This window comes from Agrobacterium sp. 22-210-1, assembly GCF_053522525.1.
This window is the reverse complement of record NZ_JBNWCI010000002.1, coordinates 524,744-536,302: the sequence shown is the minus strand read 5'-3', so window position 1 is coordinate 536,302 and position 11,559 is coordinate 524,744. Positions and strand designations below refer to the sequence as shown.

The following is an 11,559-nucleotide window of genomic DNA, read 5'->3' as shown; positions in this document are numbered from 1 at the left end:
CTCACGCACCTTCCGGCTCGAAGTCTACCAGCACAGCACCGGCGGTCACCATATCGCCTTCGGCGCAGTTGATGGCGGCGACGATACCTTTCGCCGGAGCACGTATCGTGTGCTCCATTTTCATCGCCTCCATTACCACCAGCGCCTCGCCTGCTTCGACGAGCGCACCTTTCTGGCTCAGCAAAGCGCGGATAACACCCGGCATGGGCGCCTCCAGACCGCCGGTGTGACTGGTGGAATCGGCAATATCGACCGGGTCCGGCTGGCTGATGCGATAGTGTTCGCTATCCAGAAAAAGGGCGGTGCTGCTACCTTCCGAAAAGAGATAGCCCTGCTTACCCCTGCCATTTATGGCCGCACGCAGCTCGCCATTTTCTGAGAGGTTCCCGGCGACACGGATCGACCCGCCGTCAATCTCCAGCGAAAACCCGTCCTCCTCATGAGTAACGGCAACCGTGAGCGGCTGGTGGTCGAGAGTGAAATTCAGGGTTTCCCGCGTTGGTGCATTCAGGCGGAAAGCGTTAGTGTTGTTCCAAGGGCTATAGGGATCGGTCGATGACAGAGAACCAGTCTTGGCCGCTTTCTGTCGCAAAAGAAGAAGGCCAAGCGCGGCTACAGCTTTCTCGCTCTCGCCGGTGGCTGCGGGGGCGAAAAGTGCCGCCTCGTTGCGGGCGATGAAGCTGGTATCGAGATCGGCGTTGGCGAAAGCCTCGAGCCTTGCAAGCCGCGCCAGAAAGGCAACATTGCTGGTGACACCGCATATTGCCAGTTTTTCCAGCGCCAGCCGCAGCCGCCGCACGGCGGCGGCTCGGTCATGATCCCAGACGATCAGCTTGGCGATCATCGGATCATAATGCACGGTGATCGCGTCTCCGGCGCGGATGCCGCTGTCGATCCTGAGATACGGGCCTTCATCGGGAAAAACGAGATGGCTGACCGTGCCGATCGACGGCAGGAAATCATGCGCCGGGTCTTCGGCGTAAATCCGCGCCTCGATGGCATGGCCGTTGATGCCGAGATCGGTCCAGCTTTCCGGCAGGACCTCGCCGTTCGCGACGCGGATCTGCCATTCGACCAGATCGAGCCCGGTAATATATTCCGTCACCGGATGCTCGACCTGAAGCCTGGTGTTCATTTCCATGAAATAGAAGTCGCCGGAAGGGTCGAGCAGAAATTCCACGGTTCCCGCGCCGCGATAATCAATGGCGCGGGCGGCGGCGGTTGCCGCATCATACATGCGTTGCCGCAAGGCATCGGGCAGGCCGGGAGCGGGTGCCTCCTCTATGACCTTCTGGTGCCGGCGCTGGATCGAGCAATCGCGCTCGAAAAGCGAAACACAATTGCCGTGGCCATCGGCAAAGACCTGCACTTCCACATGCCGTGGCCGTTCGAGATATTTCTCGATCAACATCCGGTCATCGCCGAAGGCGGCAAGCGCCTCGCGCTTTGCGCCGGCAAGCTCTGCCGCAAAGTCGCGTTTCTTCCGCACGATGCGCATGCCCTTGCCGCCGCCACCGGCCGAGGCTTTGAGCAGAACGGGATAACCGATGGCCTCCGCCTCGCTGCCCAGCCGTTCTTCTGCCTGATCCTCCCCGTGATAGCCGGGAACGACGGGAACGCCGGCCTTCGCCATCAGCGCTTTCGCTTCGCTTTTCCCGCCCATGGCGCGGATTGCTGTGGCCGGCGGGCCGATGAAAACGAGCCCGGCAGCGGCGCAGGCTTCGGCGAAGCCGGCATTTTCGGAGAGGAAACCGTAACCGGGATGAATGGCTTGCGCGCCGGTCGCTTTTGCGGCGGCGATGATTTTTTCGCCGTCGAGATAGGAGGCACGCGCGGGCGCAGGGCCGATGGCAATTGCCTCGTCGGCCAGTGCCACATGCTTGGCGTCACGGTCGGCGTCCGAATAAACGGCGACGGTGCGGATGCCCATGCTGCGGGCGGTGCGGATGATGCGGCAGGCGATTTCGCCCCTGTTGGCGATCAGTATTTTCGAGAACATCGTCGCCTCACATCCTGAATATGCCAAAACGGGTGGGTTCTATCGGTGCGTTAAGCGCCGCGGAAAGACCAAGGCCAAGCACGAGGCGGGTATCTTTCGGGTCGATGATGCCGTCATCCCACAGCCTTGCGCTGGCATAATAGGGATGTCCTTCCCGCTCGTATTTTTCCCGGATCGGCTGCTTGAAGGTCTCTTCGCCTTCTTTCGACCAGTGGCGGCCATCGGCCTCGATGCCGTCGCGGCGGATTTGCGCCAGAACGGAGGCCGCCTGTTCGCCGCCCATCACGGAAATGCGGGCATTTGGCCACATCCACAAAAAGCGCGGCGAGTAGGCGCGGCCGCACATGCCGTAATTGCCAGCCCCGAAGGAGCCGCCGATGATGACGGTGAATTTCGGCACCTTGGCTGAGGCAACAGCGGTGACGAGCTTTGCGCCATCCTTGGCTATACCACCAGCCTCATAGGCCTTGCCGACCATGAAACCGGTGATGTTCTGCAGGAACACCAGGGGAATGCCGCGCTGGCAGCAGAGTTCGATGAAATGCGCGCCCTTCAGCGCCGATTCCGAAAACAGAATGCCGTTATTGGCGATGATGCCGACAGGATAACCGTGGATGTGGGCGAAACCGCAGACCAGCGTCGTGCCGTAAAGCGCCTTGAACTCATCGAATTCGGAACCGTCCACCAGGCGGGCGATGATCTCGCGCACCTCGAAGGGTTTTCTCGTATCGGCGGGCACGATGCCGTAAAGTTCGTCTGCCGGATAAAGCGGCTCCGCCGGTTCGCGAATATCCAGCTCCACCTGTTTGCGGCGATTGAGGGTGGAAACGATCCGCCGGGTCAGCGCCAGCGCGTGGCGGTCGTCGTTGGCATAATGATCGGTGACGCCGGATTGCCGCGAATGCACATCCGCGCCGCCCAGTTCTTCAGCCGTCACCACTTCCCCGGTCGCAGCCTTCACCAGCGGCGGCCCGCCGAGAAAGATCGTGCCCTGATTTTTGACTATGACGGACTGGTCGCTCATGGCCGGCACGTAGGCCCCGCCCGCTGTACAACTGCCCATCACCACCGCGATCTGGGCGATGCCGGCCGCCGACATGTTGGCCTGATTATAGAAGATGCGGCCGAAATGATCGCGGTCGGGAAAGACTTCGTCCTGATTGGGCAGGTTCGCGCCGCCGGAATCCACGAGGTAAATGCAGGGCAGGCGGTTCTCAGTGGCGATTTCCTGCGCGCGCAGATGTTTTTTCACCGTCAGCGGATAATAGGTACCGCCCTTCACCGTCGCATCATTGGCAACGATCACGCATTCGCGGCCTGAGACCCGGCCGATGCCGGTGATAATGCCAGCGGCGGGAACGGGTTCGTCATAGACCTCGTAAGCTGCAAATTGCGAAAATTCGAGGAATGGGCTGCCGGGATCAAGAAGGCCTTCGATGCGGTCGCGCGCCAGCAATTTGCCGCGGGAAAGATGCCGCTCGCGGGCCTTGTCGCCGCCGCCTTTGGAGATTTTTTCGACGTGCCCTCTCAAATCCTCCACCAGACCGGACATGAAAGCGGTATTAGCGGTGAAGGCGGGATCGCGGCTCAGACTGGATGTAAGCTTCATCGCGCGTCCTCACCCGTTGCCTTTGACCAGTTCGCGGCCGATCAGCATCCGGCGAATCTCGCTGGTGCCTGCGCCGATTTCGTAGAGTTTAGCGTCGCGCAGCAGCCGTCCGGCCGGGCTTTCATTGACGTAACCGGAGCCGCCGAGAAGCTGGATCGCGTCCAGCGCCACCTGCGTCGCACGCTCGGCGGCGAAAAGGATCGCGCCTGCCGCATCCTGCCTTGTGATGCGGCCATTGTCGCAGGCCCGCGCCACGGCGTAGACATAGGCGCGGGATGCATTCATGGCCGAATAGATATCGGCAAGCTTGCCCTGCACCAGTTGGAATTCGCCGATGGGTTTGCCGAATTGTTTGCGCTCGCGGGCATAGGGCAGCACCAGATCGATGGCCGCTTGCATGATGCCGACCGGGCCGGCAGCCAGTACGGCGCGCTCGTAATCCAGCCCGCTCATCAGCACCGTCACGCCGTCATTGAGGCTGCCGAGAATGTTTTCCTCCGGCACCTCGCAATCCTCGAAAACCAGTTCTGATGTGGGCGAGCCACGCATGCCGAGCTTGTCGAGTTTCTGGGCCGGACGAAACCCCTTGAAGCCCTTTTCGATCAGGAAGGCGGTGATGCCGCGCGGGCCGGCGGACATATCCGTCTTGGCGTAGACCACCAGCGTGTCGGCCTCGTGGCCATTGGTGATCCACATCTTCGCGCCGTTCAGCACGTAGCGGTCGCCCCTTCGCTCCGCCTTCAGCCGCATCGACACGACATCCGAACCGGCTTCCGTCTCGCTCATGGCGAGCGAGCCGACATGTTCGCCGGAGACGAGTTTCGGCAGATATCTTCGCTTCTGCTCATCGGTTCCCCAGCGGTGGATCTGGTTGATGCAGAGGTTAGAATGAGCGCCATAGGAAAGGCCGATGGAAGCGGAAGCCCGGCTTATTTCCTCCATCGCCACGCAATGGGCGAGATAGCCCATGTCAGCACCGCCGAATTCTTCCGAAACCGTGATGCCGTGCAGGCCGAGATCGCCCATTTGCGGCCAGAGTTGACGCGGGAAGCGGTCGTCGCGGTCGATCTCCGCCGCCAGCGGGGCGATTTTATCGTCTGCAAATGCACTTGCGCTGTCGCGCAATGCTGCGATTTCCGGGCCGAGGTCGGCGTCGAAAATGGCGGCGAGGTTCAAACTCATCGCGTCTCCTCCTCCGGACGGTATTTGCCGTCCCTCTTGTCAGTTGCCGGCACCTCCTCCGCGCCGGCAACCCTTGATTACGGCGCGTCACCTCCGGTGAAGGCGGCAGAACGGCGCACGAATGTCTTGATGGCAAAGTTGGACTGGATGCGCGACACGCCGGGAACCGTGGTCAGGAAATCCAGTAGCTCCTGATAATGCGGCAGGTCCCGCACCATGGCGTGGATCAGATAATCGGAACTGCCGCTCGTCTGGTAACCGCCCACGACTTCGGGGATAGAAGCGACGTGGTGTTCGAAGGTCGTCAGCGCTTCCTTGATCTGCCGCTCCAGCGTGACGGAGATGAAGACGCCCATATTGCCGAGCAGCCGGTTCTCATCGAACACGGCGGTATAGCCACGAATGATGCCTTCCTCTTCCAGCTTGCGCACGCGGCGCAGCGTCGGCGTGAAGGAAAGACCGATACGGGCCGCCAGATCGCGCCAGCTCACCCGCCCGTCATCGCCGAGCACATGCAGAATCTTGCGGTCGAAACTGTCGAGCTCAATCATGGATCATTTGCTCTATGATATGACTAATTGTTGGATCAAACATATCGTCAATCAAAAAACTGTCAATCAAAATAGCTTTGAAATGAATTCGAGTTGGTGATAGCGTTCATGTCAGTCGAGGTCTGGAGGAGATCGCGATGACGGTCGTTTTCTCAAGCGAGGGAATGTCCAAGGGAGGTGAATTTGGCTGTGCATGACCCTGTCGTGATCGTCGGGGCCGCCCGTACTGCTATGGGTGGGTTCCAGGGCGAATTCAAATCGGTGGCTGCGCCCGATCTCGGTGCGGCGGCGATCCGCGCGGCCGTCGAGCGGGCCGCTATTCCAGTTTCTGATATTGACGATGTGCTGATGGGGTGTGTGCTCACGGCCGGGCAGGGCCAGGCGCCCGCCAGACAGGCAGCCATTGCCGCTGGCATTCCCAATTCGATTGGCGCAACGACCATCAACAAGATGTGCGGCTCGGGCATGAAGGCGATCATGCTGGGCCATGACCAGGTCGCGGCGGGAAGCGCCTCCATCGTGTTGGCCGGCGGCATGGAAAGCATGAGCAATGCGCCCTACCTGCTGGACCGTGCCCGAAATGGCTATCGTCTCGGCCACGGCAAGGTCATCGACCATATGTTTCTCGACGGTCTCGAGGATGCCTATGACAAGGGCCGGCTGATGGGCACTTTCGCGGAAGACTGCGCGCAAGACTACCAATTTACCCGCGCCATGCAGGACGACTATGCGCTCACCTCGCTGGAACGGGCGCGGCGCGCCATAGCAGAAGGTGCGTTCGAAGCGGAAATCACGCCTGTTGGCGATGTTACCGTGGACGAGCAGCCGGGCAAGGCAAGGCCGGAGAAAATTCCGCAGCTGAAGCCCGCCTTTCGCGATGGCGGAACGGTGACGGCGGCGAATTCCAGTTCTATCTCCGATGGCGCGGCGGCTCTCGTTCTCATGCGTCGTTCCGAAGCGGAAAGGCGGGGTCTTTCACCGCTGGCGACCATTATCGGTCAGGCCGCCTATGCGGATGCCCCTGCCGGATATCCAACGGCTCCCATCGGCGCGATGAAAAAGCTGTTTGAAAAAACCGGCTGGACGGCGAAGGATGTCGACCTGTTCGAAATCAACGAGGCATTTGCCGTGGTGGCCATGGCGGCGATGCGCGATCTCGATCTGCCGCATGACAAGGTGAATGTGCATGGCGGGGCCTGTGCGCTCGGCCACCCGATCGGCGCTTCCGGCGCGAGGATCGTCGTCACATTGCTGGCCGCCCTGCAGCGTCACGGGTTGAAACGCGGCGTGGCCGCCGTCTGCATCGGCGGCGGTGAAGCAACCGCGCTCGGCATCGAGCGGCATTGAGGGAGGCGGCGATGATCCTGAACGAAGCCCAGCAGCAGATCAGGGACATGGCCCGTGATTTCGCCCGCGAGCGGCTCGCCCCCGGGGCTGCTGCGCGGGACCGGGAAAGCCGTTTCCCGAAAGACGAGTTGAAAGAGATGGGAGACCTCGGTTTCCTTGGCATGCTGGTCTCCGAGGATTATGGCGGCTCGGAAACCGGTGCCGTGGCCTATGCCTTGGCGCTGGAAGAAATCGCTGCCGGTGATGGTGCCTGTTCCACCATCATGAGCGTTCACAATTCGGTCGGCTGCGTGCCGATCCTGAAATTCGGGACCGAAGACCAGAAGCAGCGTTTCCTGCCGAAACTGGCTTCCGGCGAATGGATTGGCGGTTTTGCGCTGACCGAACCGCAGGCCGGCTCCGATGCCTCCAATCTGAAAACCCGGGCGCGGCGCGATGGTGACCGGTACATTCTGGACGGTGCAAAACAGTTCATCACGTCAGGCAAGAATGGTGATGTCGTCATCGTCTTCGCCGTCACCGATGCGGCGGCGGGCAAGAAGGGCATCACCGCCTTCATCGTGCCGACGGATACGCCGGGTTACGAGGTCATCCGGGTCGAAGAAAAACTCGGCCTGCATTCGTCCGATACCTGCCAGATTGCCTTTACCGACATGGCGGTGCCGGCCGAATTGCGGCTGGGCGAAGAGGGGCAGGGTTATCGCATCGCGCTTGCTAATCTGGAAGGCGGGCGCATAGGCATCGCCGCGCAGGCTGTCGGCATGGCGCAGGCGGCTTTCGAGGCGGCGCGGGATTATGCCCGCGAGCGCAAGGCCTTCGGGCAGGCAATCGTGGAGCATCAGGCGGTGGCGTTTCGTCTCGCGGATATGGCGACGCGCATTGCGGCGGCGCGGCAACTGGTGCTGCATGCAGCGGCCTTGAAGGAGGCGGGCGAGCCCTGTCTTTCGGAGGCGTCGATGGCCAAGCTCTTCGCGTCCGAAATGGCCGAGCGCGTCTGCTCGGACGCCATCCAGATTCACGGCGGTTATGGTTACATGGCGGATTATCCGGTGGAGCGGATCTATCGCGATGTGCGCATCTGCCAGATTTACGAGGGGACAAGCGATGTCCAGCGCATGGTGATCGCTCGGAACCTGTGAGGATTGTTTCGCGGTCTGGAGGAGACCGTGACGGGAGGAGTAGAATGGATATATCAGAAACGCCACATCTCAGCCTGCATGTTCCGGAGCCTGCGGTGCGGCCCGGCGGGGAGCCGGATTTCTCCAATGTGAAGATACCCAAGGCAGGCACCGTGCCGCGTCCGGAAGTGGACGCCGCACCAGAAAGCATGCGCGATCTCGCTTATTCGATCATCCGCGTCCTCAATCATCAGGGCGAGGCTGTCGGGCCGTGGGCGGGGCTGCTTTCGGACGAGGAATTGCTGGTCGGCCTCAAGAACATGATGCGGCTTCGGGCTTTCGATGCCCGCATGCTGATGGCGCAGCGTCAGGGCAAAACCTCGTTCTATATGCAGCATCTGGGGGAAGAGGCGGTCAGTTGCGCCTTCCGAAAGGCGCTTTCCAAGGGCGACATGAATTTCCCGACCTACAGGCAGGCCGGTTTGCTGATCGCCGATGACTATCCGCTCGTCACGATGATGAACCAGATCTATTCCAACGAACTGGATCCGCTGCACGGGCGGCAATTGCCGGTTCTCTATTCCTCGAAGGAACACGGTTTCTTCACCGTCTCCGGCAACCTCGCCACGCAATATGTCCAGGCGGTCGGTTGGGCGATGGCGTCTGCGATCAAGGGCGATACGAAGATCGCGGCTGCGTGGATCGGTGACGGTTCGACGGCGGAGTCGGATTTCCACTCCGCGCTGGTCTTCGCCTCCACCTATAAGGCCCCGGTCATCCTCAATATCGTCAATAATCAATGGGCCATTTCCACCTTTCAGGGCATTGCGCGCGGTGGCTCCGGCACATTTGCGGCGCGTGGGCTTGGCTTCGGTATTCCCGCGCTCCGGGTCGATGGCAATGATTATCTCGCCGTTTATGCCGTGGCGCGCTGGGCGGTGGAGCGGGCGCGCCGCAATCTCGGCCCGACGCTGATCGAATATGTCACCTATCGTGTCGGCGCCCATTCCACCTCGGACGATCCAAGCGCCTATCGCCCCAAGACCGAATCCGAAGCATGGCCGCTGGGCGACCCGGTTCTCCGCCTCAAGAAGCATCTCACCCTGCGTGGCGTCTGGTCGGAAGAACGGCACCGGCAGGCGGAGGCGGAAATCGCCGACGAAGTGCTGGAAGCGCAACGCGAGTCGGAAAGCCACGGCACCCTGCATGAGGGCAAAAAACCGCCGAAAAAGGATATTTTTGAAGGCGTTTACGCCGAGATGCCGCCGCATCTCGCCCGCCAGCGCCAGAAGGCAGGATGGTAAGACATGGCAAGAATGACGATGATTGAAGCCGTCCGCAGCGCCATGGATGTGTCCATGGAGCGCAGCGACGATGTCGTGGTGTTCGGCGAAGATGTGGGTTATTTCGGCGGCGTCTTCCGCGCCACGCAGGGGCTGCAGGGGAAATACGGCAAGACCCGCTGTTTCGATGCACCAATCAGCGAATCCGGCATCGTCGGCACCGCCATCGGCATGGCCGCTTATGGATTGCGGCCCTGTGTCGAAATCCAGTTCGCCGATTACATGTACCCCGCCTATGACCAGATCACCCAGGAAGCGGCGCGCATTCGTTATCGCTCGAATGGCGATTTCACCTGCCCGATCGTGCTCAGAATGCCGACCGGCGGCGGCATTTTTGGCGGGCAGACGCATAGCCAGAGCCCGGAAGCGCTCTTTACCCATGTCTGCGGACTGAAGGTGGTGGTTCCCTCCAACCCCTATGACGCCAAGGGGCTGTTGATCGCCTCGATCGAAGACCCCGATCCGGTGATGTTTCTGGAGCCGAAGCGGCTCTATAACGGTCCCTTCGACGGCCATCACGATCGGCCGGTAACGCCGTGGTCCAAGCACGATATGGGCGAGGTGCCGGAGGGGCACTACACCATTCCCATCGGCAAGGCCGAAATCCGCCGCCCCGGAAACGCTGTCACTGTCATCGCTTATGGCACCATGGTGCATGTGGCGCTGGCGGCAGCGGAAGAAACCGGAGTGGATGCCGAGATCATCGATCTGCGCAGCCTGCTGCCGCTTGATCTCGACAGTATCGTCAAATCCGTCTCCAAGACCGGCCGCTGCGTCATGGTGCATGAGGCGACGCTGACCTCCGGCTTTGGCGCAGAGGTGGTGTCGCTGGTGCAGGAACATTGTTTCTATCATCTGGAGGCGCCCGTCGTCCGTGTCGCCGGTTGGGATACGCCTTACCCGCATGCCCAGGAATGGGACTATTTTCCCGGACCCGCTCGCGTCGGGCGCGCACTTGTCGAAGTCATGGAGGCCTGATTATGGCGGAATATACCATTACGATGCCCGATGTCGGCGAAGGCGTTGCTGAAGCCGAACTGGTGGAATGGAACGTCAAGCCGGGCGATCCGGTACATGAGGACATGGTGCTGGCCGCTGTGATGACCGACAAGGCAACGGTTGAAATCCCGTCGCCGGTGGCGGGCATCGTCACCTGGCTGGCCGTGACGGTCGGAAACACCGTGCCGGTGAAAGCACCGCTCGTCCGCATCGAAACCGATGTCTCTGCTGACGCCCCAGAGCTCAACGCGCCGGAAGCCGAAGCGCCCGCTGATATGACGGAAGCACCACCACCCGTTGAAACCCAGCCGGCTGTCCGCCAGGCCGAGGATGCGCCGCCGCCCCTTCCAGTCGAACCGCATCACAAACCGCTGGCGTCTCCCGCCGTTCGCCAGCGCGCCGACGATCTCGATATTGATCTCACAAAGGTCAAGGGAACCGGGCCGGACGGGCATATCACCCATGCCGATCTGGATGGGTTCTTAACCGTGCGGGGACGGCCGGAACGCCCCGAGCCGGCAGCGGCCCACGATAGCGCCGTCGAGGAAGTGAAAGTGACGGGGCTGCGGCGCAAGATTGCCGAGAAGATGGTGCTCTCCGCCTCCCGTATTCCGCATATCACCTACGTCGAGGAAATCGACGTGACGGATTTGGAAGATTTGCGCGCGACCATGAACGGCAATCGCCGTTCCGGACAGCCGAAACTGACGATCCTGCCGTTTCTGATGCGCGCTCTGGTGAAAGCCGTGGCCGATCATCCCGGCATGAATGCCACTTTTGATGACGAGGTTGGTGTCATCAGCCATTACGAAGCCGTCCATATCGGCGTTGCCACGCAAACACCGTCCGGCCTCACCGTTCCGGTCGTGCGCCACACCGAAACGCTCGGCCTTTGGCAATGCGCAGACGAAGTCGCGCGCGTTGCCGAAGCCGCCCGCACTGGCACCGCGCATCGGGAAGAATTGATGGGCTCCACCATCACCATCAGTTCACTCGGAGCATTGGGCGGCGTGGTTTCGACGCCTATCATCAACTATCCGGAGGTGGCGATCATCGGCGTCAACAAGATCATGACGCGTCCGGTCTGGGATGGCACGCGCTTCGTGCCCCGCAAGATGATGAACCTGTCGTCCAGCTTTGATCACCGGGTGGTCGATGGCTGGGATGCGGCCGTCTTCATCCAGGCGATCAAGGCGCTCCTGGAAAAGCCGGCTCTGATATTCATCGACGGCTGAGGTTTCATCCAAAAGCTTTTTTCCGTGAAGCGCTCCGGCTTCACGGAACTGTTTCGGTGTCGGTATAGGCTTGCGTTCGTGATCTTCGGGTATAGAAGAGAAGAACGAGAAGCATGTTTTCTCATCATGATCATAGTGGCGGACGAGGGCGCTCCGGTGCCCGGCGATCCGCTGTC

The 11,559-nt window shown here is 61.2% G+C and carries 9 protein-coding genes; 5 read left to right on the top strand and 4 right to left on the bottom strand.

What is annotated here, in order from left to right:
- Position 1: 1 nt before the first annotated feature.
- The 4 genes from ACQZ5F_RS15370 to ACQZ5F_RS15355 all read right to left on the bottom strand — a co-directional run bounded on the left by ACQZ5F_RS15370 (position 2) and on the right by ACQZ5F_RS15355 (position 5,341).
- On the bottom strand, positions 2–1,999 hold the full coding sequence (locus ACQZ5F_RS15370; protein WP_225338656.1) for an acetyl/propionyl/methylcrotonyl-CoA carboxylase subunit alpha: 1,998 nt from the start codon (positions 1,997–1,999) through the stop codon (positions 2–4).
- A 7-nt stretch (positions 2,000–2,006) separates the two neighbouring features.
- Positions 2,007–3,608: a carboxyl transferase domain-containing protein gene (locus ACQZ5F_RS15365; protein WP_349506703.1), complete on the bottom strand. Its 1,602-nt coding sequence runs from the start codon at positions 3,606–3,608 to the stop codon at positions 2,007–2,009.
- Positions 3,609–3,617: 9 nt separating this feature from the next.
- Positions 3,618–4,790, bottom strand: coding sequence for an isovaleryl-CoA dehydrogenase (locus ACQZ5F_RS15360; protein ID WP_225338655.1), 1,173 nt, complete (start codon positions 4,788–4,790; stop codon positions 3,618–3,620).
- A 77-nt stretch (positions 4,791–4,867) separates the two neighbouring features.
- Positions 4,868–5,341 (bottom strand): Lrp/AsnC family transcriptional regulator, encoded by a 474-nt coding sequence (locus ACQZ5F_RS15355; RefSeq protein WP_035221263.1) that lies wholly within the window; start codon positions 5,339–5,341, stop codon positions 4,868–4,870.
- A 183-nt stretch (positions 5,342–5,524) separates the two neighbouring features.
- Between ACQZ5F_RS15355 and ACQZ5F_RS15350 the strand changes: the two genes are divergently transcribed.
- The 5 genes from ACQZ5F_RS15350 to ACQZ5F_RS15330 are packed head-to-tail and all read left to right on the top strand — an operon-like array spanning position 5,525 to position 11,383.
- Positions 5,525–6,688, top strand: coding sequence for an acetyl-CoA C-acyltransferase (locus tag ACQZ5F_RS15350; RefSeq protein ID WP_225338654.1), 1,164 nt, complete (start codon positions 5,525–5,527; stop codon positions 6,686–6,688).
- Positions 6,689–6,699: 11 nt separating this feature from the next.
- Positions 6,700–7,827 (top strand): acyl-CoA dehydrogenase family protein, encoded by a 1,128-nt coding sequence (locus ACQZ5F_RS15345; RefSeq protein WP_225338653.1) that lies wholly within the window; start codon positions 6,700–6,702, stop codon positions 7,825–7,827.
- A gap of 44 nt (positions 7,828–7,871) precedes the next feature.
- On the top strand, positions 7,872–9,110 hold the full coding sequence (locus ACQZ5F_RS15340) for a 3-methyl-2-oxobutanoate dehydrogenase (2-methylpropanoyl-transferring) subunit alpha (RefSeq protein WP_046801907.1): 1,239 nt from the start codon (positions 7,872–7,874) through the stop codon (positions 9,108–9,110).
- A gap of 3 nt (positions 9,111–9,113) precedes the next feature.
- Positions 9,114–10,127, top strand: coding sequence for an alpha-ketoacid dehydrogenase subunit beta (locus tag ACQZ5F_RS15335; protein WP_153514590.1), 1,014 nt, complete (start codon positions 9,114–9,116; stop codon positions 10,125–10,127).
- Between the two features lie 2 nt (positions 10,128–10,129).
- The gene (locus ACQZ5F_RS15330) at positions 10,130–11,383 is read left to right on the top strand and encodes a dihydrolipoamide acetyltransferase family protein (RefSeq protein WP_225338652.1); all 1,254 of its coding nucleotides are present in this window, start codon (positions 10,130–10,132) and stop codon (positions 11,381–11,383) included.
- Positions 11,384–11,559: the final 176 nt, after the last annotated feature.